Here is a 24,650-nt window from a genome sequence, read left to right as displayed (position 1 = left end):
TATCCAACACGGAGAATATCGTGAGCAACAAAGGGCAACTCCTCCAAGACCCGTTTTTGAACCTGCTTCGCAAAGAGCATGTGCCGGTGTCGATCTACCTGGTCAACGGCATCAAGTTGCAGGGGCATATTGAGTCTTTTGATCAATATGTGGTGCTCTTGCGCAATACCGTCACCCAGATGGTCTACAAGCATGCCATTTCTACGGTCGTGCCTGGGCGTGCGGTGAATTTTCATCCCAACGACCCGGCCGATTCCCACTGATGCCTGAAGGCCCGCCCGGCGCGACCGGGCGGCGTTGGCGACCCGCTTGAGGTGACACCGACCTTGAATGCCCCGGCAGCGCACGTGACCCAGCCCACCATCTTGGTGGGGGTGGACCTCGGCCCCGGTTTCTCCTTCGATCCGACACTGGACGAGTTGGCGCTGTTGGCGCAGTCGGCCGGAGACACTCCGGTGGCGCGTTTGACGACACGGCGCAAGGCCCCGGACGCAGCCTTGTTCGTGGGGCTGGGCAAGGCCGAGGAGATCAAGGCCCTGGTCGGTCAACATGGGGCGACCCGCGTGCTGTTCGATCAGGCCTTGTCGCCGGCGCAGCAGCGCAACCTCGAGCGCTTTCTCGGCGTGCCGGTGGTTGATCGCACGATGCTCATCCTGGAAATTTTCGCGCAGCGTGCGCGCAGCCATGAAGGCAAGCTGCAAGTCGAACTGGCGCGGTTGCAGTACCTGTCCACGCGCTTGGTGCGGCGTTGGAGTCACCTGGAGCGGCAGCGCGGCGGGGTGGGGCACCGAGGGGGGCCTGGAGAGACGCAGATCGAGCTCGACCGACGCATGATCGGCCAGCGCATCAAGTCGCTCAAGGCCCAACTCGATCGTGTCAAGCGCCAGCGGCAGACGCAGCGTCGCTCGCGGCAGCGCAACGGCACCTTCAAGGTCTCGCTGGTGGGCTATACCAATGCCGGCAAGTCCACGATGTTCAACGCCTTGGTGAAGGCCCGCGCCTATGCGGCGGACCAGCTCTTTGCAACCCTGGACACCACCACACGCCAACTCTATCTGGCCGATGCCGAGCGCACGGTCAGCCTGTCCGATACGGTGGGCTTCATCCGCGATTTGCCGCACGGCCTGGTGGAAGCCTTCCAGGCCACCTTGCAAGAAGCGGCCGATGCCGACCTCTTGTTGCACATCGTGGATGCGTCCAGCCCTACGTGGCGGGAACAAGTCGATGAAGTGATGCGGGTGTTGGCCGACATCGGCGCAGCCGAACTCCCTCAAATCTTGGTATTCAACAAGCTGGATCGTCTGCAGGCCAGTCAGCGTCCCCGGGAGCTGGTCGATACCTTCGAACTGGCACCGCACCGTTCGGCGCCGCGGGTATTCGTCAGCGCGGCCACGGGCCAAGGGCTGGACCGCCTGCGCCGGGTGCTTGCCGAAGCGGCGCTTGGGGCACCGATCTCCACCGACCCCTTGGCCCGGGATGCTTTGACCGAACCTGGAGCGCTCCTGCCTGACGCTCCCCCACACACCATCCTTGTCGCATGAGCATGAACATTCGCTCCTTTCCCGAATCCCCTACCGCTGCGGCCGGCTTCGTCCAGCGTCTGGCCCACGTGGGGCGCGCGCTGTTCAAGGCCCTTGTGGCAACCATGCTGCGCCCCGTGCGCGGACTGTTCAATCTGAACGATCCCCGGTGGGGACGCCGCCTCGATCCCCTGGGCAATGAGCCGACGCGCAATCAAGGCTCAGGCGGCGGTGGGCGCAATGAAGGCCCTCCGGACCTGGACGAACTTTGGCGCGATTTCAACCGCAAGCTCAGCGGCCTGTTCGGCGGCCGTCCGGGGGGACCGCAGCGGCCCGAGGGCCATGGTAATGGTGGAGGCTTCCAGCCGCCGGACATGAAAGGCGCCGGCATCGGCGCGGGGTTGATCGTCGGCGTGGTGGTATTGATCTGGCTGGGCAGTGGCTTCTTCATCGTTCAGGAAGGTCAACAAGCCGTGGTCATGACGTTCGGCCGCTACAGCCACACCACCGAAGCCGGCTTCAAGTGGCGTTTGCCGTATCCCTTCCAGTCTCATGAGACGGTGCCGGTCACGCAGCTGCGCTCGGTGGATGTGGGCAGCGCCTCGGTCGTGCAGGCCACCGGCTTGCGTGACTCATCCATGCTGACCCAAGACGAGAACATCGTCGACATTCGCTTCACGGTGCAATACCGCCTGAAGGATGTCAAAGACTATCTGTTCGAAAACCGTCGCCCCGATGATGCCGTGGTTCAGGCCGCCGAGTCGGCTGTGCGCGAGATCGTCGGTCGCAGCGCGATGGATGCAGTGCTGTACGAGCAGCGTGATGCGATCGCTGCCGAGTTGGTCAAATCCATTCAAACCCAACTCGATCGGCTGCGCGCCGGGATCGTGATCTCTAACGTCAACATCCAAAGCGTACAAGCCCCCGAGCAAGTGCAAGCGGCTTTCGACGATGCCCTCAAAGCCAGCGCCGACCGTGAACGTCTGAAGAACGAAGGTCAGGCCTATGCCAACGATGTGATCCCCCGTGCACAGGGCACCGCGGCGCGTCTGCGCGAGGAGGCCGAAGCCTATCGGGCGCGCGTCATCGCCCAGGCCGAGGGTGATGCCGACCGCTTCCGCAGCGTGCTGGCCGAGTATCAGAAGGCTCCGGCGGTCACGCGCGACCGTCTCTACATCGAGACCATGCAACAGATCTACAGCAACGTCAGCAAGATCATGGTCGACACGCGCAACAACAGCCTGTTGTACCTGCCACTGGACAAGCTGATGCAGCTCAGCGCGGTGCAGGGGGCGGCCCAGACGCCGCCGGCCGCAGAGGCCCAAGCCCAGACGCAACAGCCGCTGCCCCTGTCCAGTGACAACCGCCTGCGCGACCCGCAACGCAGCCGCGAGCGCGACGTGCGTTGATGACCGAGTGCAGACCAAGAGGAACTCATGAATCGCATCGGAATGATCGTCTCGACCCTGCTGCTGGCCGTCGTCCTGGCCGGGTCGATGCTGTTCGTCGTCGATCAGCGCCAATTCGCCGCGGTGTACGCGCTGGGCGAGATCAAGGAAGTCATCAGCGAGCCCGGCTTGAAGTTCAAGCTGCCGCCGCCTTTTCAGAACGTCGTTTTCCTGGACAAACGCATCCAGTCGCTGGACAGCCCGGAAACCCGCCCTATCTTCACCGCTGAAAAGCAAAGCTTGGTGATCGACTGGCTGGTCAAGTGGCGCATCACCGACCCTCGGCAGTTCATTCGCAACAACAACGGCGCCGATGTGCGCAACGCCGAGGTGCGTCTGGCGCCGATCGTGCAGGCTGCATTCAATGAGGAAGTGACTCGACGTACCGTCAAGGCGGTGCTGTCGACCGAACGTGATCGTGTGATGCAGGCCGTGCAAGCGCGCTTGACTGAAGATGCCAAAAGTTTTGGCATCGAAATCGTGGATGTGCGGATCAAGCGTGTGGATTTTTCCGCCAGCATCACCGATGCGGTGTACCGTCGCATGGAGTCCGAGCGTCGTCGCGTGGCCAATGAGCGCCGCTCCACTGGCGCGGCCGAGAGCGAGAGCATCCGGGCCGATGCCGATCGTCAGCGGGAAATCATCGTGGCCGAGGCCTACCGTGACGCTCAGAGAATCAAGGGTGAGGGTGATGCCCGGGCCGCGGCGATCTATGCCGCAGCCTTCGGGCGCGATCCGCAGTTCGCGCAGTTCTACCGCAGCCTCGAAGCCTACCGTCAGAGCTTCCGCAGCAAATCCGATGTGATGATCCTCGACCCCGACAGCGAGTTCTTCCGTGCCATGCAAGGCAGTGGCGCTGGCGCGAGCCGCCGTTGACCGCATGGGGGACCTCATCTTCGTGGCGCTGGGGCTGATGCTGGTCTTCGAGGGCCTGTTGCCTTTCGTGAGTCCGGGCGTCTGGCGCCGGGTGTTCGAACAGGCGCTTCGGCTCACCGACGGGCAATTGCGTTTCCTGGGCCTGCTCAGTCTTGCTGCGGGCCTGCTGCTGCTCATGCTGGCCACCTGAAGCCGCAGGCTCGGCGCTGCGGGGATGGGCGCCGAGTCACCGGTACAATCGCGTTTTCAATCCCCTGGCACGTTCCCATGTCTTCTGCTTGGCTGCTGCCCGAGCACATTGCCGATGTCTTGCCCTCCGAGGCGCGGCGCATCGAGGAATTGCGGCGGGTCTTGCTCGATAGCGCGCGTTGCTGCGGTTACGAGCTGGTCATGCCGCCCCTGCTCGAACACCTCGAATCTTTACTCACCGGTGCGGGCGGCGAGTTGGATCTGCGCACCTTCAAACTCGTGGACCAACTCAGTGGCCGCACGCTCGGTGTGCGGGCCGACGCCACGCCCCAGGTTGCGCGTATCGATGCCCATTTGCTCAACCGCGCGGGTGTGACGCGTTTGTGCTACTGCGCACCGGTGCTGCACACCCGGCCGGCCGGTCTGCGCGCCACCCGCGAGCCGCTGCAGTTCGGCGCCGAAATCTACGGTCATGCCGGCTTGGAGGCCGATCTGGAGGTGCAGGAGCTGGCGCTGACCGCCTTGCAGCGTGTGGGCGTGCAGGGGCTGACGCTCGATCTGGCCCATGCCCGTATCGTGCGAGCGCTGCTGGCGGGGGTGCCGGTGGATGCGGCCTCATTGGAGGCGGTTTATCGCAGCTTGGTAGCCAAGGATGCGGCGGCACTGCAAGAACTCACCGCCGGGTTTCCGGCCGAGTCCCGCGAGGGGCTCCTCAGCTTGACGCAGCTATACGGTGGGCGGGAGGTGCTGGATGAGGCCCGGCGCCGCTTGCCCCCGCGTGCGGGCATTGCCGCGGCGCTGGACGACCTGGCTTGGCTGACCGAGCATCTCGCCCGCACCTTCCCGGGCGTGAGCTTGGGGGTGGACTTGGCCGATCTGCGTGGCTACGGGTACTACAGCGGAGCCCGTTTTGCGATTTACGCGGCAGGCTACCCTGACGCATTGGTGCGCGGAGGGCGCTACGACGAGGTCGGCGCGGTCTTCGGCCGCAACCGTCCGGCCGTGGGATTCAGTACCGACTTGAAGGAACTGGTGGGCCTGGCCCAGGTGGCCGGCACGCGGGCGGCTGTGCGCGCACCCTGGGGAGAAGATCCCAGTCTGCGCGAGGCCGTGCGCCGGCTGCGCGAACAGGGGGAGGTCGTCGTGTGCGTGCTGCCGGGGCACGAGCACGAGGTGCAGGAATTCGAATGCGATCGCGAGCTCGTCGCGCACGGCGATCGCTGGGTCGTCCGTCCGCTGTAAACGCCGAGGGGCGACGCGACAGACATCTTTTCGTTTGGGATCGTGAGACATGACTGAGCACACCAGCGGCCGCAACGTCGTTGTGGTCGGAACGCAGTGGGGCGACGAAGGCAAGGGCAAGGTGGTGGACTGGCTCACCGACCATGCCAGTGCCGTGGTGCGCTTCCAGGGCGGACACAACGCCGGCCATACCCTGGTCATCCAGGGCAAGAAGACGGCCCTTCAGCTCATTCCCTCGGGCATCATGCGCGAGGGGGTGGCTTGCTACATCGGCAACGGCGTGGTCGTCGATCCCGCGCATCTGTTGTCGGAAATCGAACGCCTGGAAGCCGCTGGCCTGGAGGTGCGTTCACGCCTGTTCATCAGCGAGTCCTGCCCGCTGATCCTGCCTTTCCATGTGGAGCTGGACCGTGCGCGCGAAGCCCTGCGGGAGTCCAGTGGCGCTGGGAAGATCGGCACCACGGGCAAAGGCATCGGTCCGGCCTACGAGGACAAGGTGGCGCGCCGGGCGCTGCGCGTGCAAGACCTCAAGCATCCCGAGCGTTTTGCGGCCAAGCTGCGCGAATTGTTGGATCTGCACAATTTCGTGTTGCAGGGCTACCTCAAGTCCAGCGCCTTGGCCTTCGAGCCCATCTTCGAGCATGCAATGCAGGTGGCCGAGCAGCTCAAGCCCATGATGGCCGATGTGGGCGTGCGCATCCACCAGACCAATTTGCGGGGAGGCCATGTCCTCTTCGAAGGGGCCCAGGGCACCTTGCTCGACGTTGACCATGGCACCTATCCCTATGTGACCTCCAGCAACTGTGTGGCCGGCAATGCCGCGGCCGGTTCGGGGGTGGGGCCGGACAAACTGCACTACATCCTGGGGATCACCAAGGCTTACACCACCCGCGTGGGCTCCGGGCCGTTCCCCACGGAGCTGCCCATCGACGAGCCGGGCACGGTGGGCTACCACCTGTCTACCGTGGGCCAGGAGCGCGGCACCGTCACGGGGCGCGCGCGCCGTTGCGGCTGGCTCGATGCAGCCGCGCTCAGGCGCTCCGTGCTGATCAACGGCATTTCGGGTCTGTGCATCACCAAGCTCGATGTGCTCGATGGCCTGGAGGAGATCAAGATCTGCGTGGGCTATGAGCTCGGTGGCCAACGCATCGACATCTTGCCCTTGGACGCCGATGACATCGTCAATTGTCGGCCCGTGTACGAAACTCTGCCGGGCTGGAAGGACAGCACCGCCGGCATCACCCAGTGGGACCGATTGCCGTCCAATGCGCGCGCTTATCTGGAGCGCATGCAAGCGCATATCGGAGCCCCCATCGACATGGTGTCTACCGGACCAGACCGAGAGCACACCATTTTGCTGCGTCATCCGTACAAGGCCTGAGCCTGTGCCTAGGCCCAGCCCCTCAACCCATTCATCCGTATCTCTCAGACGATGAGCAAGCGCAAGGAGCCTGCATGCTGACCGACGATGGCAAACACCTTTATGTGTCCTGGGACGAGTACCACATGCTCATCGAGCGTCTGGCGCTGAAGGTGCACAACTCGGGGTGGGTCTTCGACCAGATTCTGTGCTTGGCACGGGGCGGCATGCGGCCTGGTGATGTGCTGTCGCGTGTGTTCGACAAACCGCTGGCCATCATGTCCACCAGCTCATACCGTGCCGAAGGCGGCACCATCCAAGGCCGCTTGGACATGGCCAAATACATCACGATGCCCAAGGGCGAACTGGCCGGCCGAGTGTTGTTGGTCGATGATCTGGCCGACTCCGGTGTGACACTCAAAGCGGTGGTCGAGCGCTTGCGCGGCATGCCTGCCATCACGGAGCTGCGCTCGGCAGTCATCTGGGTCAAGGGCGTGTCCAGCTACATGCCGGACTACCATGTCGAGTTGCTGCCCACCAGTCCATGGATCCACCAGCCCTTCGAAGAGTACGACACGTTGCGTCCCGAAGGGTTGGCCAAAAAGTACCAGGTTTGAGCGCCGCCCCGTCTTCTGGTCTGCCCTCGATTCGCAGGAACATGGCCTCGCGGGTGGGCTGTGGCTTTGCAGCCGCCCCATCCGCTTGGCTCGTGCCGGCCAGGGATGGTGCCAGTGATGGCAAGTGTGGCCGCGGATGCGGCTGCGCATGCGATACCGCATGCGATGTCGTGTGCGTCGTCAAATTGGTACCCGCAGACGCGCCGGAAATGAAAAAGCCCCGCATCAGAGATGCGAGGCTTTGGTATCTGGTGCCCAGGAGAGGACTCGAACCTCCACGGTGTTACCCGCTAGTACCTGAAACTAGTGCGTCTACCAATTCCGCCACCTGGGCTCAGGTGCTCGACTCACATCACGCATTCAATCAAGCGTCGTGTGCGTCAGAATAGAAGGAGATTCTATCATCAATCATTTGAAAACTGCAAGTACCACGATGGCCACCACCTTGTTCGACGAGGTCGAAGGGACGGTCATCGGTCACCGTGACGGCCATGGCTTCGTGCGCCGTGACGATGGACAGGCCGATGTCTATCTTTCGCCGCAGGAAATGCGCGCCGTACTGCACCGCGACCGCGTGCGCGTGCGTGTGGTGCGGCACGATCGCAAGGGCCGCCCGGAAGGGCGTGTGCTCGAGATCATCGAGCGCAAGAAGTCGCCCCTCATCGGCCGTTTGTTGCATGAGGGGGGGGTGTGGATCGTGGCGCCCGAAGACAAGCGCTACGGGCAAGACATCCTGATCCCGAAAAACGCGATCGCCAAAGCCCAGGCTGGGCAGGTGGTGGCCGTGGAGTTGACGGAGCCACCGTCGATGTACTCACAGCCGGTCGGTCGCGTCACCGAGGTGCTGGGCGAGATCGACGATCCTGGCATGGAGATCGAGATCGCGGTGCGCAAGTACGAAGTGCCGCATCAGTTCTCGCCGGCGACCTTGGCCCAGGCGGCCAAGCTGCCCGACAAGATCCGCCCGGCGGACCGCAAACACCGCATCGACCTGACCGACGTGCCTTTGGTGACCATCGACGGCGAGGACGCACGCGACTTCGATGATGCGGTCTACTGCGAACCGGCACGCGTTGGCCGTGGCAAAGGATGGCGCTTGGTGGTGGCCATCGCCGACGTCAGCCACTATGTCAAGCCCGGCGACCCGCTGGATGCCGATGCCTACGAGCGCGCCACTTCGGTGTACTTCCCTCGTCGGGTCATCCCGATGCTGCCGGAGAAACTGTCCAATGGGCTGTGTTCGCTCAACCCGGACGAGGACCGGTTGGCGATGGTCTGCGACATGCTCATCAATGCCAAAGGTGAGATCCACGCCTATCAGTTTTTCCCGGCGGTGATTCGCTCGCATGCGCGGCTCACCTACACCGAGGTGGCGGCCATTCTGCCCAATACCCGCGGCCCCGAGGCCCAGCGCCGCCAAGCCTTGGTGCCGCACTTGCTGCATCTGCACGAGGTGTACCGCGCATTGCTGCGCGAGCGCACCCAGCGTGGAGCGGTGGACTTCGAGACCGTCGAGACACAGATCGTGTGCGACGACAACGGTCGCATCGAAAAAATCGTGCCGCGGGTGCGCACCGAGGCGCATCGCCTCATCGAGGAGGCCATGCTGGCGGCCAATGTGTGTGCGGCCGACTTCATCGCTCGCGCCAATCACCCGGGGTTGTATCGGGTGCACGAGGGTCCCACGCCGGACAAGCGCGTGGTCTTGCAGAACTATCTGCGGGCCTTGGGCTTGGGGCTGACCATCAGCGACGAACCGCATCCCAGGGAGTTTCAGGCCATTGCCGAGGCGACCAAGGGTCGGCCCGATGCGGCGCAGATCCACTCGATGTTGCTGCGATCCATGCAGCAGGCCATTTACACCCCAGTCAACTCGGGGCATTTCGGCTTGGCTTACGAGGCTTACACGCACTTCACCAGCCCGATTCGCCGCTACCCCGATTTGCTCGTGCACCGGGTCATCAAGGCGTTGTTGCAGGGGCAGCGCTATCGTTTGAGCGGCTTGCTCGACGTGCCGATGCCGCAGCGGCGTGGGGCGCAAAAAAAGACCCCGGCTGCTGAAATGGCGCAGTGGGAGGCCGCGGGCATCCATTGCAGCGCTTGCGAGCGACGTGCCGACGAAGCCTCCCGCGATGTCGAAGCCTGGCTCAAATGCCGCTTCATGCGAGATCACCTCGGCGAGGAGTACAGCGGTACGGTCAGTGCGGTCACGAGCTTCGGTGTGTTCGTGCAGCTCGATGCGCTCTATGTCGAAGGCTTGGTGCATGTCACCGAGCTTGGTGGCGAGTATTTCCGCTTCGACGAGGTGCGCCAGGAGCTGCGCGGTGAGCGCAGCGGGGTGCGCTACGCGATCGGTGCGCGGGTGCGGGTGCAAGTCATCCGTGTGGACCTGGACGGACGCAAGATCGATTTCCGCATGGTGCACGAGGCGGCCGACGAGCGCGCTGGCTCCCGCGCGGGCAAAGGCCTGGGTGGGAGCCGACAGGCTCGGCTGGCGGAGGTGGAGGCGGCCGATCGGCAGGTGAAATCCCGCGCACGTGCGGTCAAAGCGGGGGCTGCGGCGGTCAGTCGCGGCGCTCGCGGTGGATCCAAGAAGACGGCCGTCAAGCCGCCCAAGCCACGCAGTGCTCGCCGGGTCAGATAGTCGGCGTCGAGGTGGACCATGAGGCCGCCAAGCGCTCGATGAGCACGCTGGCGCGCAGTGGGGCGCCGTGCCCCTCGGCGATCCAGCGGTCGGCTGCCGCCCCGTGTAGAAACACCGCGGCGGTGGCGGCAGTCCAGGCATCGAGCCCTTGAGCCCACAGACCGGCCAGCCAGCCGGCCAGCACATCGCCCGTGCCTGCCGTGGCCAAGGCTGCGTTGCCACTGCGGTTGATCCATGGGGGGCGGTCCGCTTGAGCGATCACGGTGCCCGACCCTTTGAGCACCACGGTGCAGTGCAGGCGTCCGGCCAAGGTCTGGGCCGCGGCCAGGCGGTCGGCCTGGACCTCCCGGGACGATGCGGCGCCTAGCAGCCGTGCGGCTTCCAACGGATGCGGGGTCAGCACGGTGGACTGCCCGCGGCGGGCGCGACGTTGCAGTTGGGCCTGCAGGCCGGCGTCGGCGGCCACGGCATTGAGCGCATCGGCATCGAGCACCAGGCGCGGGGCCCGTCCGAGCCACCACGGCAGGGCGGACCCGATGGCCGATCCTCCTCCGCAACCACACACCACGGTCAGCGAGTCGATGGGCAGCGAAGCGGCCGTCGCTGCATCGCGCCCCATCAACTCGGGCTGTTGAGGGTCCAACAAGGAGGCCTGCGGATCCAGAGGGTGGGCGTAGACCCGTCCCGCACCTGCGGCCAGCGCGGCCCGTGCCGCCAGCCACAGCGCGCCGCTCATGCCGGCGGCGCCGCCGACGACCAGCACCTCGCCGAAGCTGCCTTTGTGGTGTGCGTGGCGTCTGTGGGGCCAGGGCACGTGGCCTGCGCCGAGCCAGGCATCGGCTGGCCGTTCGGGGTTGACGCCGAGGTCGTCGAACCATACTCGTCCGGCCAGATCGCGTCCGTCGGCGGTGAACAGGCCGGGCTTGAGGGTCAGCAGGCTCAGGGTGTGGTCGGCGCGTACCGCGTCGTCGGGACCGCTGCCCAGGCAGCGTCCGGTGTCGGCATCCAGTCCGGTGGGCAGATCCACGGCCAGTACCGGGCCTGGATGGCGTCGCAGCGCTTGCACGGCCGCAGCGATGGGGCCTTGCGGCGCACGGCGCCCTCCCAGGCCGAACAAGGCATCGATGGCCAGGCTGCCGGGTGGCAGCCCGGCAGGGGCGTCGATGTCCGGACCTGCGATGATGGGTACGCCAGCTTGCCGCGCTCGCCGCAGCGCATGCGCGGCATCGGGGGGCAAACGATGCGGATCGGCCCACAGATGGACTTGCACGATCCGCCCGGCGTCTCGCAGGCGGGCAGCGGCTTCCAGGCCATCGCCCCCGTTGTGGCCGGGGCCTGCAGCGATCCATACCTGGGGCGCATGGGGGGCCACGGCTTGGGCCAAGCGGGCAACCGAGCGGCCCGCACGTTCCATCAGGGTGTACGGCGGCACATCGGCCTGCGCGCTGGCCTCGATGTCACGGCTGCTGGCCACGCCGTACAGCGGCCAATCCTTTGGGCTTGACAGCACCGGCGTGGGTGAGCGCAAGGCAGAGGGCACGGAACGAGGAGTAAACAGTGTTGGACGAACAGGCTCGCACGATAGCGCAGCGGCCACAGGCTGCAAAGCCGCTCACCGCCCGTGCAAGGCGGCTTCCACCGACAGCCCGAGGTTCAGCACGATGTCGTCCTGACCGGCGCCGGCCCACAGCATCAGCCCCACCGGCCAATCTTCGGCCGGCGGGCAAGGCATGGACAGCGCGCAGCCGTCCAGGAAGTTCACCACCGAAGGATTGCGCAGCAGCCTGGCGTTGAGGCGGAAGAACGCCTCATCATCGGCGGCGATCTGGGCGATGGGCGGCGCCACGCAGGGCACGGTCGGCGAAAGCAGGGCATCGAAGCCGGCGATGCGGGCCTGCACGCGCTCGATCCAGTCCGCCCGTGCGCGTTGCAGGGCCAGATAGTCGGCTGCCAGGATGTGCTGCCCGCTGCGGATGCGACGTGCCACACGTGGGTCGTAACTTGTTTCGTGGCGCTCGATCAGGCTGCGGTGCCAGGCCCAGCTTTCTGCGGCCGGAAAGTTGCAGTGGGCTTGCAGGGCGGGCAATTCGCTCAGCTCGGGCAGATCGAAGTCCTCGATCTGGTAGCCGGCGGCGCGCAGCTGCGACACCGCGGCCTCGAAGCGTCGCTCCACCAGCGGCTCCAACTCATCGAGCATCAGGGTGCGTGGCAGCCCCAGGCGCCATCCTCGCGGTGGACGGGGGCGCATGGAGACCGTCCGGTCGGCCAACACTTCATGCAACAGCACCGCATCGCGCACCGAGCGAGTGATCGCGCAGGCCGTGTCCAGCGTCGGCGACAGGGGGATGCAGCCTTCCAGTGGGACGAGTCGTGCCGTGCATTTGAACCCTACCAGTCCTTGCAAAGCGGCCGGAATGCGGATCGAGCCGCCCGTATCCGACCCAAGAGCCGCCCAGGCCGCCCCCACGGCCACCGAGATGGCAGCACCCGAACTGGAGCCGCCGGGGATGCGCGGATTCGCGGGATCGAGCGCGGCCGTCGCCGGATTGGCCGGTGTGGGGTGATGAGGGTTCCAGCCCACACCCGAGTAGGCGAATTCCGTCATATGGGTGTGGCCGATGAGGGCTGCCCCGGCGCGACGCAGGCGGGCAACGGCCGCGGCGTCACGGGCAGCCGGTGCGCGCTCGGCGAGCACTCGCGAGCCTGCCGTGGTCGGGTGGCCAGCCACATCGAAGAGGTCTTTGATACTCACCGGCACTCCGGCCAACGGCCCTGTGGGCGCGCCGGCAGCCCGAGCCTGGTCGGCCGCGCAAGCCGCTGCCCGGGCCTGCGCTTCGAAAAGACGAATGAAGGCCTCGCGAGCCGAGCCTTGGGCCAAGGCCAGCGCCGATTCGACCATGTCCACGGCATGCCGTTGTCCGGCCTGCCATTGCGCGCGCGCAGTGATGAGGTCTTCAGGCATGACGTGTCGTGCTACAATCTTCGGGTTTACCTGCAGGCTTTGCGCAGAGCGCAAGTCCGCGGGGGACGAAATCGCGGATCCGGCCATCGATTGGCCTCGGGGCGGGGCTCCGAGAGATGCGAAAAGGTGTCGTTCAGGTGCGCGGCCTGGAAGGTGCGCAGCCTGGCGATTGACGCCGGATTCTAGACCCAACCTTTTGGAGCGCTCACATGCCCGTCACCATGCGTGAAATGCTGGAAGCCGGTGTCCATTTCGGGCACCAGACTCGCTTCTGGAACCCCAAGATGGCCCCCTATATCTTCGGCCATCGCAACAAGATCCACATCATCAACCTCGAAAAGACGCTGCCGATGTTCGAGGAGGCGATGAAGTTCATTCGCCAACTCAGCAGCCGTCGCGGCACCATCCTGATGGTGGGCACCAAGCGTCAAGCCCGCGAAATCGTCGCCCAGGAGGCTCAACGGGCCGGCATGCCCTATGTGGACCAGCGTTGGCTGGGTGGCATGCTGACCAACTTCAAGACCGTCAAGGCTTCGCTGAAGAAGCTCAAGGACATGCAGGCCCAGGTCGAAGCCGGCCTGGATCAGCTCAGCAAAAAGGAAGCTCTGCTGTTCCAGCGTGAGCTGGCCAAGCTCGAGAAGGACATTGGCGGCATCCAGGACATGACGGCGCTGCCGGATGCGCTGTTCGTGATCGACGTCGGTTATCACAAGATCGCCGTGGCCGAAGCCAAGAAGCTGGGCATTCCGGTCATCGGTGTGGTCGACACCAACCACTCGCCGGCCGACATCGACTATGTGATCCCAGGCAATGACGACTCGGCCAAGGCGGTGGCGTTGTATGCCCGCGCGGTGGCCGATGCCGTGCTCGAGGGCCGCGCCAACGCGGTGAACGAGGTGGTGCAGGCGGCTGCCGCCGAAGACGAGTTCGTGGAAGTGAGCGAGACGGCCTGAACGTCGCCCACGTGCTCGTCCAGGGGGCTGGTTCAGCCCCTTTTTTTCAACGAAAACCGTACACCCGACCCCGGCCGCGCCGTCGATGCGCGCGGCCCGTGATACAGGAGAGCAACAATGCCCGCAATTACTGCAAGCATGGTGGCCGAGCTGCGTGCCAAGACCGATGCCCCGATGATGGAGTGCAAGAAAGCGCTGACCGAAGCCGAAGGCGATATGGCCCGTGCCGAGGAGATTCTGCGCGTCAAGCTGGGCAACAAAGCTGGCAAGGCCGCCTCGCGAGTGACCGCCGAGGGCGTGATCGCCGCGTCGATCGAGGGCACCACCGGTGCGTTGGTCGAGGTCAACTGCGAGACCGATTTCGTGTCCAAGAACGACGCCTTCCTCGCGTTTGCCAAGGCAGTGGCTGGTCTGGTGGCCGAGCATGATCCGGCCGATGTGGCGGCCCTGTCGGCGCTGCCTTTGTCGATGGAGGGCTTCGGGCCGACCGTCGAGGACGTGCGCAAGGGTCTCATCGGCAAGATCGGTGAGAACATGACGATTCGCCGCTTCAAGCGCTACGCTGGGGGCGGCAAGCTGGCCCATTACCTGCACGGCACCCGCATCGGAGTGATCGTCGAGTTCGACGGTGACGAGGTGGCTGCCAAGGACGTGGCCATGCACGTGGCAGCGATGAAGCCGGCAGCTCTGGCGGCGGCCGACGTGCCCGCGGAGTTGGTGGACAAGGAGCGCAAGATCGCCGCCGAGAAGGCAGCCGAAAGCGGCAAGCCCGCCGATATCGTCGCCAAGATGGTCGAGGGCTCGGTGCAGAAATTCCTCAAGGAGGTCTCGCTGCTCGAGCAAGTCTTCGTCAAGGCGGCCGATGGCAAGCAGACCGTGGGGCAATACCTCAAGGGGGCAGGCACCACCGTCAAGAGCTTCACGCTGTACGTCGTGGGCGAAGGCATCGAGAAGAAGCAGGACGACTTTGCTGCCGAGGTGGCCGCTCAGGTGGCCGCGGCCAAGGCTCAGTGAGTCTCACCGCTGGCCAAACCGATACACTTCTCACGCGCTGCGCTGCCCACGATCGGAGGATCTGCATGCCGACCTATCAACGCGTCCTGCTCAAACTCTCGGGTGAAGCCCTGATGGGCGATGATGCGTACGGTATCAACCGCGCCACGATCGTGCGCATCGTGCGTGAGATCCAGGAAGTCACCGCCCTGGGCTGTGAGGTGGCCGTGGTCATCGGAGGCGGCAACATCTTCCGCGGGGTGGCTGGTGGATCGGTCGGGATGGACCGTGCCACGGCGGATTACATGGGCATGCTGGCCACGGTGATGAACGCGTTGGCCCTGGCCGATACGATGCGGCAGGAAGGCATGACTGCCCGTGTGATGTCGGCCATCGGCATCGAACAGATCGTCGAGCCCTACGTTCGGCCCAAGGCGCTGCAATACCTGGAAGAGGGCAAGGTGGTGGTGTTTGCCGCAGGCACGGGCAATCCCTTTTTCACCACCGATACTGCTGCCGCGCTGCGCGGCGCGGAGATCGGTGCGCAAATCATGCTCAAGGCCACCAAGGTCGATGGGGTGTATACCGCGGATCCGAAGAAGGATCCCGAAGCCACTCGCTACACCAGCATCAGCTTCGACGAGGCCATCGTCAAGAACCTGCAGGTGCTGGACGCCACGGCGTTCGCGTTGTGCCGCGATCAGAAGTTGCCGATCAAGGTGTTCAGCATCTTCAAGCCCGGAGCGCTCAAGCGCGTGGTGCTGGGCGAGGACGAGGGCACCCTGGTCCATGTTTGAGGAGCACGTTTTCCATGAGCATCGCTGACATCAAGAGGACTGCCGAGCAGAAGATGGCCAAGTCGGTCGAGGCCTTCAAGCAAGAGCTTGCCAAGATCCGGACCGGCCGGGCCCACCCGGGTCTGCTGGATCAGGTGCATGTCGAGTACTACGGTTCGATGGTGCCCATCAGCCAAGTGGCCAATGTCACGCTGCTGGATGCCCGCACGATCAGCGTGCAGCCTTGGGAGAAGGGCATGGGGCCCAAGATCGAAAAGGCCATCCGGGAATCCGACCTTGGTTTGAACCCGGCGGCGCAAGGCGACTTGTTGCGCGTTCCCATGCCCCCGCTGACCGAGGAGCGCCGCAGGGAGCTGACCAAGGTGGTCCGCCACGCGGGCGAAGAAGCCAAGGTGGCAGTGCGCAACCTGCGCCGTGATGCCAATGAGCAGGCCAAGAAGCTGCTCAAGGAAAAGCAGATCACCGAGGACGAGGAACGTCGCTCGCAGGACGAAATCCAAAAGCTCACCGACCGCACCGTGGCCGAGATCGACAAGTTGATCGCTGCCAAGGAAGCGGAGATCATGGCCGTCTGAGGGCCCGCTTGATCGCGCGCTCGAGCTTCGTGGGCAGGGGGTTGCAGCCATGATGCCGCGCCACGTGGCGATCATCATGGACGGCAACGGACGATGGGCCAGCCGCAGGTTGATGCCTCGTGGCATGGGCCACCGAGCCGGGGTGGACGCCCTGGTGCGCACGGTGCAAGCTTGCGCTCGCCGCGGCATTGCCTATTTGACGGTCTTTGCATTTTCGTCCGAGAACTGGCAGCGTCCACAGGAGGAGGTCAGTGGCTTGATGTCGCTGGTGCTCAGCACCGTGGGGCGCCACCTGGAAGAACTGGCCAGCAAAGGGGTGCGGGTGCGCATCATCGGGGACCGTTCTGCGGTGTCCGACAAGGTCAATCAAGCGTGGCTTCAGGCCGAGGAAGCCACGCGACACAATCAGGGTCTGACGCTCACCGTGGCCTTCAGTTATGGGGGGCGGTGGGACGTGGTGCAGGCTTGTCGCCGCGCCCTCGAGTCAGGAATTCGTCCGCAAGATTTGGATGAGGCGGCCATCGCACGCCACCTGTCCCTGTCCTATGCCCCGGATCCCGACCTGTTGATTCGCACCGGCGGGGAAATGCGCATCAGCAATTTCCTGCTGTGGCAGTCGGCCTACACGGAACTGTACTTCACCGACTGCCTCTGGCCCGATTTCAACGAGGTGGAGCTCGACCGCGCGCTGCAGTCCTATGCGCGCCGCGACCGCCGTTTCGGTCGTGTGACGGACGCGGACGCTGGCGTACCCAAGGTCTGAAGATGCTCAAGCAACGGGTCATTACCGCCGTGGTGCTGCTGCTGCTGGCGCTGCCGGCGCTGCTGGTGTCGAATCCCGCGCCGTTTGCACTGTTGAGCGCACTGCTGTTGGCCGCGGCCGGTTGGGAGTGGTCTCGTCTGAATCTGCGTTCCGTGCCGATGGCCTATGCCACGGGCGGCCTGATGGTGGCCGGCTGTGCGGGCTTGTGGTGGACCGGATGGTCGGCTCAGAGTCTGACGCCACTGTGGTGGCTGGCCTTGATGGTGTGGGTGATGGGCGGTGCTTGGGCACTGCGCGTCGGAGCGTCGGGCTGGTCGAGCGCGCCGGCTTCGCTGCGCTGGCTCTTGGGTGTGTTGCTGCTGTGGCTGGCCTGGCTGGCCTTGAATCAGTCCAAGGCCACAGGGGTCAACCATCTGCTGTCGATTCTTTGTTTGGTATGGGCTGCCGACATCGCTGCCTACTTCGGAGGGCGCGCCTTCGGTCGGCGTAAACTGGCGCCGGCGATCAGCCCCGGGAAGAGTTGGGAAGGGGTGTGGTGCGGTGTGGCCGGTGTGCTCGTGCTGGCGGCTGCATGGATGGCCTTCGATCGCACGGGCCTGCCCGATGGCCCCAGTCTCTACTCTGCCTTGCATGCGCGCTGGGGGTGGGGCGGCCTGGTGGTGGTGTGCGTGTTCCTGACGGCCATGAGCGTGGTGGGAGATTTGTTCGAGTCCCTGGTCAAGCGTGCCGCAGGTGTGAAGGACAGCAGTCGCTTGTTGCCGGGCCATGGCGGGGTGCTCGACCGCATCGATGCCTTGTTGCCGGTCTTTCCGATTGCGATGACCCTGGGGAGCCTGTGAGGATGGTTCAGCGTCTTTGCATCCTGGGCTCGACGGGCTCGATCGGGACGAGCACGCTGGACGTGGTGGCGCTGCATCCGGATCGCTTCGAGGTGGTGGCGTTGACGGCACACGCGCGTGTACAGGCCCTGCTGGAGCAATGCCTGCGCTGGAAGCCTCGTTATGCCGTGATGACCGATGCTGCGGCCGCACGCAGCTTGCGCCAGGCGGTGCGCGAGGCCGGCTTGCGCACCGAGGTGCTCGAAGGCAGCCAAGCCTTGGAGGAGATGGCCGCGCATCCCGAGGTGGATGCGGTGATGGCGGCTATCGTCGGCGCGGCTGGCCTGCGCCCTTGCCTGGCCGCCGCTCGCGCAGGCAAGAAGCTGATGCTGGCGAACAAAGAAGCCTTGGTGGTCGGCGGGGCGATGTTCATGGAGGCGGTGCGCGCCGGTGGGGCCACCTTGCTGCCCATCGACAGCGAGCATTCGGCGATCTTTCAGTGTCTGCCCGAAGATGCGTCCACTTGGTCGCGACGCATCGAACGCATCGTCTTGACCGCCTCGGGCGGGCCGTTTCGCCAACGCGACCCGGCCACGTTGTCGGCCGTGACGCCGCAGGAGGCTTGCGCCCATCCGAACTGGGTGATGGGGCGCAAGATTTCGGTGGATTCGGCCACGATGATGAACAAGGCGTTAGAAGTCATCGAGGCGCGCTGGCTCTTCGATTTGCCGCCCGAACGCATCGAGGTGCTGATCCATCCCCAAAGCATCGTGCACTCCATGGTGGTGTGCAAGGATCGATCGGTGTTGGCCCAGTTGGGCACGCCGGACATGAAGGTGCCCATTGCCTACGGCTTGGCCTATCCCGAACGTATCGCCTCGGGCGCCGAACGGCTGGACCTCACGCGCATCGGTGCGCTGAGCTTCGAGACGCCTGATCCCCAGCGCTTTCCGGGCCTGAGCTTGGCTTGGCAGGCGCTTTCGGCACGGCACGGAACCACGGCCGTGCTCAACGCGGCCAACGAAGAGGCCGTGGCCGCCTTTTTGGAGGGAACCATCCGGTTCGACCAGATTCACACCGTGAATCTGCTCACCCTCGAGAGGGTGCTGCCCGAAGCGGAAGTGCGTGACTCCCTGGACGCACTGCTGGCCCTGGATGCTCGGGCCCGGCACCAGGCACGCAGCATCGTCACGGAGTTGTCGGCATGATCACCACCGTTTTGGCCTTCCTGGTCACGCTCGGTGTCCTCATCGTGGTGCACGAGTGGGGGCACTACCGCATGGCCAAGGCCTGCGGTGTGAAGGTGTTGCGTTTTTCGATCGGTTTCGGGCCGGTGTTGTGGCGTCGCCAGGCGCATCCCGAGGCCACCGAGTTCGTGGTTTGTGCGCTGCCTTTGGGCGGCTATGTGCGCATGCTCGATGAACGCGAGGGCGTGGTCCCTGCGGAGCTGGCGCCTCGGGCCTTCAACCGCCAGCCGCTGAGGGCGCGCGCGGCCATCGTGGCCGCCGGCCCGGCGGCCAACCTCTTGCTGGCGGTGCTGTTGTATGCGGCCGCGGGCTGGATCGGCATGGACGAGCCCAAAGCCGTGTTGGGAGCGCCGGCGGCAGGCAGCCTGGCCGAGCGCGCCGGCCTGCGGGCGGGCGATTGGGTGCAGGGCGTGCGCACTGGGGAGGGCGATGTCGAGCCGGTGCGTTCGTTTGGTGATCTGCGCTGGCGTATCACCGAAGCCGCGGTGGATCAGCGCGATCTCGATCTGGAGGTCACCGATGCCCAGGGCTACCACCCCCGCACGGTGAGGCTGGCACTGGCGTCGCTGGGCGCGCGCGAGGTGGATGCCCGACTCATGTCCAAGGTGGGGCTTGGGGCGCCATACAGCGAGCCGGTGCTCGGCGAAGTCCTGGCCGACGGGCCAGCCGCCCGTGCGGGTCTGCGGCAGGGCGATCGCGTGCTCAGCGTGAACGGTCAGCCCATTCAAGACGCTGCCCGTCTACGAGAGCTCATTCGGCACTCGGTGCGGGGCGGCGCGGCCGTGCCCATGCAGTGGCGCGTCGATCGCTCCGGGCAGGTGCTGGAGCTGGAAGTCACGCCTTCGGTACATCGCCAGGGTGATCAGGTGTGGGGGCGCATCGAAGCTTTCGTGGGGCGGCCTGTCGAGTTCGTCACTGTCCGTTACGGCTTTTTCGAGGGATGGGGATATGCCTTGGCCCGCACCTGGGAGGTGTCGGTTCTGAGCCTGCGCATGTTGGGCAAGATGCTCGTCGGCGATGCCTCGTTGAAGAATTTGAGTGGTCCGCTGACGATTGCCGACTTTGCGGGTCAGTCGGTGCAGTTGGGCGTGGCTTACTATCTGGGCTTTCTCGCGCTGTTGAGCGTGAGTCTGGGCGTGCTCAACCTGCTGCCGTTGCCCGTCCTCGATGGCGGGCACCTGATGTATTATCTTTTCGAAGCAGTGACGGGGCGGCCGGTCTCCGAGGTGTGGCTCGAACGGCTGCAACGCGGCGGCGTCGCCATCATGCTCATGCTGATGTCACTGGCGCTCTATAACGACGTCGCCCGCCTTTTGGGTCTGCACTGACCGCATGCTGCGTAAAAACTCCACAACATCCTCCAAGTCCCGTTTCTCCCCCCGGTTTCGCACGCTGACGGTGGCTGTCTTGGCCACCTTGCATGGAGCGTTTGCCTGGGCTGTCGATCCTTTCGTGCTGCGCGACATTCGCGTCGAAGGGCTGCAGCGCACGGAGCCGGGCACGGTTTTCGGCTCGCTGCCATTTCGCATCGGCGACACTTACAACGATGACAAGGGGGCGGCCGCGCTGCGTGCGTTGTTTGCCACCGGTCTTTTCAAGGACGTGCGCATCGAGGTCGAAGGCGATGTGGTCGTGGTCGTGGTCGAGGAGCGGCCTATCATCGCCGGTGTCGAGTTCGTGGGTATCAAAGAATTCGATCGCGAGACGCTGACCAAGGCCCTGCGCGAAGTGGGTATCACCGACGGGCGACCGTACGATCAAGCGCTGATCGATCGGGCCGAGCAGGAGCTCAAGCGACAATACCTTTCGCGCAGCCTCTATGGCGTCGAGGTGATCACCACGGTGACGCCGTTGGAGCGCAATCGCGTCAATGTGACCTTCTCCGTGACCGAGGGGGGGCAGGCCCGTATCCGCGAGATTCGCATCACCGGCAACCGGGCGTTCTCGCAGCGAGAGCTGCTCGGCTTGTTCGACCTGAGCACCGGTGGGTGGATGAGCTGGTATACCAAATCCAACCGGTACTCACGTGCCAAGCTCAATGCCGACCTGGAGAAGCTGCGCTCGCACTATTTGAATCGTGGCTATTTGGAGTTTGCGATCGAGTCGACCCAGGTGGCGATTTCACCGGACAAGCAAGACATCACGATCACGATCAATGTCCGCGAGGGGCAGCCCTATGTGGTGACCGGTGTGCGCCTGGAAGGGGACTACCTGGGCAAGGAGGATGATTTCAAAGCCCTGGTGCGCATCCAGCCCGGCGAACCCTACCGTGCCGAGGCGGTGGCCGAGACCGTGCGCGCCTTTGCGGAGCGCTTTGGCGCCTTTGGGTATGCGTTTGCACGCATCGAGCCGCGTACGGACATCGACCGCGCCAGCGGGCGGGTGTCCATTGCGTTGGTGGCCAACCCCCAGCGCCGTGTGTATGTGCGGCGCATCAACATCAGCGGTAACGCCCGCACGCGGGACGAAGTCATCCGACGGGAGTTCCGCCAGTTCGAGTCGGCTTGGTATGACGGCGAGCGCATCCGCTTGTCGCGCGATCGGGTCGACCGCTTGGGGTTCTTCAGTGAGGTCAGCATCGACTCGGAGGAGGTGCCCGGCTCGCTCGATCAGGTAGATTTGAACTTGCGCGTGGTCGAGAAGCCCACCGGCAATCTGCTGCTTGGTGCGGGTTTTTCCAGTGCCGAGAAGCTCACGTTGACGGCCGCGATCAAGCAGGAAAACATCTTCGGTTCGGGCAACTATCTGGGGGTGGAGTTCAATACGAGTCGGTATAACCGCACGCTGGTGGTCAGCACGGTCGACCCGTATTTCACGATGGACGGAGTCTCGCGGTCCATCGACGTGTACTACCGCACGACCCAGCCGCTGTCCAGCCAAGGCAGCGATTACAAGTTGGTGACTCCCGGGGCTTCGATCCGCTTTGGCGTTCCGGTGACGGAGTACGACCGCGTGTTTCTCGGCATTGGCGTGGAACGCACGGAAATCCGCGGCGAGCCAGGCGCGCTGCCCAACAGCTATTTCCGTTATCGTGAGCGCTTCGGTCCGACGAGTTTGAGTGTGCCCTTGACGCTGGGCTGGACGCGTGACGACCGTGACAGTGCGTTGGTGCCCACACGAGGGCGTTATCAGCGCGTCAATGCCGAATGGAGTGTGGCTGGCGATACGCGCTATTTGCGCACGAATTATCAGTTCCAGCAGTACCTCTCACTGACCCGCGATTTCACTTTGGCGTTCAATACCGAGCTGGGGTGGGGCAAGGGCTTGCAAGGTCGTCCGTTCCCAGTGTTCAAGAATTTCTACAGCGGGGGGCTGGGAACCGTCCGTGGTTTTGCGCAAGGCTCGCTGGGCCCGGTGGATGCCACTGGCGCCTATGTGGGCGGGGCCAAACGGCTGAATCTCAATGGCGAGCTCTACGTGCCTTTCCCAGGCTCGGGCAACGATCGTACGCTGCGGCTGTTTGGTTTCGTCGATGCCGGCAATGTCTTTGGCGAAGAAGATCGCATCCGCTTTGACGAGTTGCGCCTGTCCAGCGGTGTTGGGCTGAGCTGGATCTCTCCGGTGGGGCCGTTGAAACTGGCGTATGGCGTGCCGCTGCGCAAGCAGCCGGGCGATAGAATCGAGCGCATTCAATTCCAGATTGGAACCGCATTCTGATGAAGAAACTCTTGGGGGCCGCCCTGACGGCCATTGTCCTGTCTTTCGGCGCGGCTGAGCTCGCGCAGGCTCAGGAACTGAAGATCGGCTATGTGAACAGCGACCGCGTCATGCGAGAGTCTGCGCCGGCCAAAGCGGCCACCAGCCGCCTGGAGGCGGAGTTTTCTCGCCGCGACCGAGAGCTCAATGAATTGGGGGCCCGCTTGAAGGCCAACTCCGAGCGTTTGGAGAAGGATGCGCCGACGTTGTCGGAGTCCGAGCGAGCACGCCGTCAACGCGAGCTGGTCGAGCAGGACCGCGAGTTTCAGCGTCGCCGCCGTGAGTTGCAGGAAGACTTCAACCAGCGCCGCAATGAGGAGTTGGCGGCCATCATCGAACGGGCCAACCGGGTCATCAAACAGATCGCCGAGAGTGAGAAATACGATCTCATCGTCCAGGATGCGGTGCACTACAGCCCGCGGGTGGACATCACAGACAAGGTGATCAAGGCCCTCAACGCCAACGGTGGCAAGTGAGCGATGTCCGACTGAGCGAGATCGTTGCCGAGCTGGGAGGGGAACTCGTCGGCTCGGGTGAGCTGCGCATCCACCGGATCGGGCCGTTGGAAGGGGCGGATGCCTCAACGCTCAGCTTTTTGGCGCACGCGCGCTATCAGTCTCAGTTGCAGTCGACCGGGGCGGGCTGTGTGATCGTGGCGCCGGCCTTTCGGGAGGCAGCCGCTGCCCGGGGGGCGGCCATCGTCACGGCCGATCCTTATCTTTACTTTGCCCGCTTGACCCAATGGTGGGCGGCGCGGACGCGAGCGGCCCGTCCTGCCGGCATCCATCCGACGGCCGTGGTCAGTGAGCAGGCCCGCATCGGCCATGATGTGCGGATCGAGGCTTACGCCGTGGTCGAGGAGGGGGCGGTGATCGGTGATGGCGTGGTGATCGGCGCGCATGCCTTCGTTGGCGCTGGCGTCGTGATCGGCCGCGGCACGCGGCTGGCGCCTCGTGTGACGCTGATGCCGGGCACGCGCCTGGGCGAGCGCTGTGTGCTGCACAGCGGTGTGGTGATCGGTGCCGATGGTTTTGGCTTCGCACCGAACGAGGGTCGCTGGGAGAAGATCGAGCAGCTTGGCGGGGTGCGCATCGGCAACGATGTGGAGATCGGCGCCAACAGTTGCGTGGACCGTGGCGCCCTGGAGGACACGGTGATCGAGGACGGGGTCAAGTTGGACAACCTGGTGCAGATCGCCCACAACGTGCACATCGGGGCGCACACGGCCATGGCGGGCTGCGTTGGGGTGGCCGGCAGTGCGCGCATTGGTCGGCATTGCACGGTCGGCGGTGGTGCAGGCATTTTGGGCCATCTGACGATTGCCGACCATGTGCATATCTCGTCGATGTCGCTGGTGACGCGCTCGTTGCTGCAGCCTGGGCTCTACAGCGGCGTGTTCCCCATCGACGAGAATGCGTCCTGGGAAAAGAATGCCGCGACACTGCGCCAGTTGCACAAGTTGCGCGAGCGTGTGCGCGCCCTCGAAAAGAAACTGACACCATGATGGACATCCACTCGATCCTCAAGCAGCTGCCTCATCGCTACCCCATCCTCCTGGTGGACCGGGTGCTGGAAGCCGAGCCGGGCAAGCGCATCTTGGCCCTGAAGAACGTCAGCGCCAACGAGCCGTTCTTTCAAGGTCATTTCCCGAACCGTCCCGTCATGCCAGGGGTGTTGATGCTCGAAGCGTTGGCCCAGGCCTCTGCGCTGCTGGCCTTCACCTCGGCCTCGGTGGAGCGCGATCCTCGGGCGGTTTACTACTTCGTTGGCATTGATGGGGCTCGTTTCAAGCGACCGGTGGAGCCCGGCGATCAGTTGCTGCTGGACGTGACGCTGGACCGAGCGCGGGCCGGTATCTACAAGTTCAAGTGCCAAGCGCGGGTGGGCGAGGAGGTGGCGGTGGAGGCCGAGATCATGTGCACCCAGCGATTGGTGGAGGCCTGAGCAGGG

23 protein-coding genes and 1 tRNA gene are annotated in these 24,650 nt (G+C 64.7%); 21 read left to right on the top strand and 3 right to left on the bottom strand.

Annotation, left to right across the window (positions count from 1 at the left end):
• Nucleotides 1-20 precede the first annotated feature (20 nt).
• The 8 genes from hfq to F615_RS0105810 all read left to right on the top strand — a co-directional run bounded on the left by hfq (nucleotide 21) and on the right by F615_RS0105810 (nucleotide 7,252).
• Nucleotides 21-263 (top strand): RNA chaperone Hfq, encoded by a 243-nt coding sequence (gene hfq, locus F615_RS0105845; RefSeq protein ID WP_019560242.1) that lies wholly within the window; start codon nucleotides 21-23, stop codon nucleotides 261-263.
• A 63-nt stretch (nucleotides 264-326) separates the two neighbouring features.
• On the top strand, nucleotides 327-1,541 hold the full coding sequence (gene hflX / locus F615_RS0105840; RefSeq protein ID WP_019560241.1) for a GTPase HflX: 1,215 nt from the start codon (nucleotides 327-329) through the stop codon (nucleotides 1,539-1,541).
• A gap of 2 nt (nucleotides 1,542-1,543) precedes the next feature.
• Complete coding sequence (hflK, locus tag F615_RS0105835; RefSeq protein ID WP_019560240.1) at nucleotides 1,544-2,929, top strand: FtsH protease activity modulator HflK; 1,386 nt, start codon at nucleotides 1,544-1,546, stop codon at nucleotides 2,927-2,929.
• A gap of 27 nt (nucleotides 2,930-2,956) precedes the next feature.
• On the top strand, nucleotides 2,957-3,844 hold the full coding sequence (gene hflC / locus F615_RS0105830; protein WP_019560239.1) for a protease modulator HflC: 888 nt from the start codon (nucleotides 2,957-2,959) through the stop codon (nucleotides 3,842-3,844).
• Nucleotides 3,845-3,848: 4 nt separating this feature from the next.
• Nucleotides 3,849-4,034: a DUF2065 domain-containing protein gene (locus F615_RS0105825; RefSeq protein WP_026330069.1), complete on the top strand. Its 186-nt coding sequence runs from the start codon at nucleotides 3,849-3,851 to the stop codon at nucleotides 4,032-4,034.
• Between the two features lie 77 nt (nucleotides 4,035-4,111).
• Nucleotides 4,112-5,275, top strand: coding sequence for an ATP phosphoribosyltransferase regulatory subunit (locus F615_RS0105820; protein ID WP_019560237.1), 1,164 nt, complete (start codon nucleotides 4,112-4,114; stop codon nucleotides 5,273-5,275).
• Nucleotides 5,276-5,324: 49 nt separating this feature from the next.
• On the top strand, nucleotides 5,325-6,656 hold the full coding sequence (locus tag F615_RS0105815; RefSeq protein ID WP_019560236.1) for an adenylosuccinate synthase: 1,332 nt from the start codon (nucleotides 5,325-5,327) through the stop codon (nucleotides 6,654-6,656).
• Between the two features lie 74 nt (nucleotides 6,657-6,730).
• Nucleotides 6,731-7,252 carry a phosphoribosyltransferase gene (locus F615_RS0105810; protein ID WP_019560235.1) on the top strand — a complete coding sequence of 174 codons (522 nt, stop codon included), beginning with the start codon at nucleotides 6,731-6,733 and terminating at the stop codon, nucleotides 7,250-7,252.
• Between the two features lie 249 nt (nucleotides 7,253-7,501).
• Here F615_RS0105810 and F615_RS0105805 read toward each other — a convergent pair.
• Nucleotides 7,502-7,586, bottom strand: a tRNA-Leu gene (locus F615_RS0105805).
• A 99-nt stretch (nucleotides 7,587-7,685) separates the two neighbouring features.
• Here F615_RS0105805 and rnr point away from each other — a divergent pair.
• Nucleotides 7,686-9,896, top strand: a complete 2,211-nt coding sequence (gene rnr / locus F615_RS0105800) for a ribonuclease R (RefSeq protein WP_019560234.1) — start codon at nucleotides 7,686-7,688, stop codon at nucleotides 9,894-9,896.
• Here the strand turns inward: rnr and F615_RS17840 are convergent.
• Both F615_RS17840 and F615_RS0105790 read right to left on the bottom strand, forming a co-directional pair.
• Entirely contained in the window at nucleotides 9,889-11,370 is a 1,482-nt protein-coding gene (locus F615_RS17840) for a bifunctional ADP-dependent NAD(P)H-hydrate dehydratase/NAD(P)H-hydrate epimerase (RefSeq protein ID WP_019560233.1), read from the bottom strand. The two genes, rnr and F615_RS17840, sit on opposite strands and share 8 nt — an antisense overlap.
• Before the next feature lie 138 nt (nucleotides 11,371-11,508).
• Complete coding sequence (locus F615_RS0105790) at nucleotides 11,509-12,858, bottom strand: amidase (RefSeq protein WP_019560232.1); 1,350 nt, start codon at nucleotides 12,856-12,858, stop codon at nucleotides 11,509-11,511.
• Between the two features lie 209 nt (nucleotides 12,859-13,067).
• On the opposite strand from F615_RS0105790, the gene rpsB reads away from it, so the two are divergent.
• From rpsB to fabZ, 12 genes are all read left to right on the top strand, one after another.
• Nucleotides 13,068-13,811, top strand: coding sequence for a 30S ribosomal protein S2 (gene rpsB, locus F615_RS0105785; protein WP_019560231.1), 744 nt, complete (start codon nucleotides 13,068-13,070; stop codon nucleotides 13,809-13,811).
• A 117-nt stretch (nucleotides 13,812-13,928) separates the two neighbouring features.
• Nucleotides 13,929-14,825, top strand: coding sequence for a translation elongation factor Ts (gene tsf, locus F615_RS0105780; RefSeq protein ID WP_026330068.1), 897 nt, complete (start codon nucleotides 13,929-13,931; stop codon nucleotides 14,823-14,825).
• A gap of 65 nt (nucleotides 14,826-14,890) precedes the next feature.
• Nucleotides 14,891-15,601 carry a UMP kinase gene (pyrH, locus tag F615_RS0105775; RefSeq protein ID WP_019560229.1) on the top strand — a complete coding sequence of 237 codons (711 nt, stop codon included), beginning with the start codon at nucleotides 14,891-14,893 and terminating at the stop codon, nucleotides 15,599-15,601.
• 14 nt (nucleotides 15,602-15,615) lie between these two features.
• Nucleotides 15,616-16,176, top strand: a complete 561-nt coding sequence (frr, locus tag F615_RS0105770; protein WP_019560228.1) for a ribosome recycling factor — start codon at nucleotides 15,616-15,618, stop codon at nucleotides 16,174-16,176.
• 52 nt (nucleotides 16,177-16,228) lie between these two features.
• Entirely contained in the window at nucleotides 16,229-16,939 is a 711-nt protein-coding gene (gene uppS / locus F615_RS0105765) for a polyprenyl diphosphate synthase (RefSeq protein WP_019560227.1), read from the top strand.
• A 2-nt stretch (nucleotides 16,940-16,941) separates the two neighbouring features.
• The gene (locus F615_RS0105760; protein WP_019560226.1) at nucleotides 16,942-17,778 is read left to right on the top strand and encodes a phosphatidate cytidylyltransferase; all 837 of its coding nucleotides are present in this window, start codon (nucleotides 16,942-16,944) and stop codon (nucleotides 17,776-17,778) included.
• 2 nt (nucleotides 17,779-17,780) lie between these two features.
• The gene (gene ispC / locus F615_RS0105755) at nucleotides 17,781-18,965 is read left to right on the top strand and encodes a 1-deoxy-D-xylulose-5-phosphate reductoisomerase (RefSeq protein ID WP_019560225.1); all 1,185 of its coding nucleotides are present in this window, start codon (nucleotides 17,781-17,783) and stop codon (nucleotides 18,963-18,965) included.
• Nucleotides 18,962-20,332 carry an RIP metalloprotease RseP gene (rseP, locus tag F615_RS0105750; RefSeq protein ID WP_019560224.1) on the top strand — a complete coding sequence of 457 codons (1,371 nt, stop codon included), beginning with the start codon at nucleotides 18,962-18,964 and terminating at the stop codon, nucleotides 20,330-20,332. The genes ispC and rseP overlap by 4 nt, the downstream gene beginning before the upstream one ends.
• 4 nt (nucleotides 20,333-20,336) lie before the next feature.
• Nucleotides 20,337-22,661, top strand: a complete 2,325-nt coding sequence (gene bamA / locus F615_RS0105745; protein WP_083932404.1) for an outer membrane protein assembly factor BamA — start codon at nucleotides 20,337-20,339, stop codon at nucleotides 22,659-22,661.
• Nucleotides 22,661-23,176, top strand: a complete 516-nt coding sequence (locus F615_RS0105740; protein ID WP_019560222.1) for an OmpH/Skp family outer membrane protein — start codon at nucleotides 22,661-22,663, stop codon at nucleotides 23,174-23,176. Before bamA ends, F615_RS0105740 begins: the two co-directional genes overlap by 1 nt.
• On the top strand, nucleotides 23,173-24,204 hold the full coding sequence (lpxD, locus tag F615_RS0105735) for a UDP-3-O-(3-hydroxymyristoyl)glucosamine N-acyltransferase (protein WP_019560221.1): 1,032 nt from the start codon (nucleotides 23,173-23,175) through the stop codon (nucleotides 24,202-24,204). The genes F615_RS0105740 and lpxD overlap by 4 nt, the downstream gene beginning before the upstream one ends.
• Nucleotides 24,201-24,644: a 3-hydroxyacyl-ACP dehydratase FabZ gene (gene fabZ / locus F615_RS0105730; RefSeq protein WP_026330066.1), complete on the top strand. Its 444-nt coding sequence runs from the start codon at nucleotides 24,201-24,203 to the stop codon at nucleotides 24,642-24,644. The genes lpxD and fabZ overlap by 4 nt, the downstream gene beginning before the upstream one ends.
• The last annotated feature ends 6 nt before the right edge of the window (nucleotides 24,645-24,650 follow it).

The sequence above is a fragment of the Caldimonas manganoxidans ATCC BAA-369 genome, from assembly GCF_000381125.1.
Lineage (GTDB): Bacteria > Pseudomonadota > Gammaproteobacteria > Burkholderiales > Burkholderiaceae_C > Caldimonas > Caldimonas manganoxidans.
The sequence above is the reverse complement of the archived record's forward strand: the minus strand, read 5'-3'. Positions and strand labels throughout refer to the sequence as shown.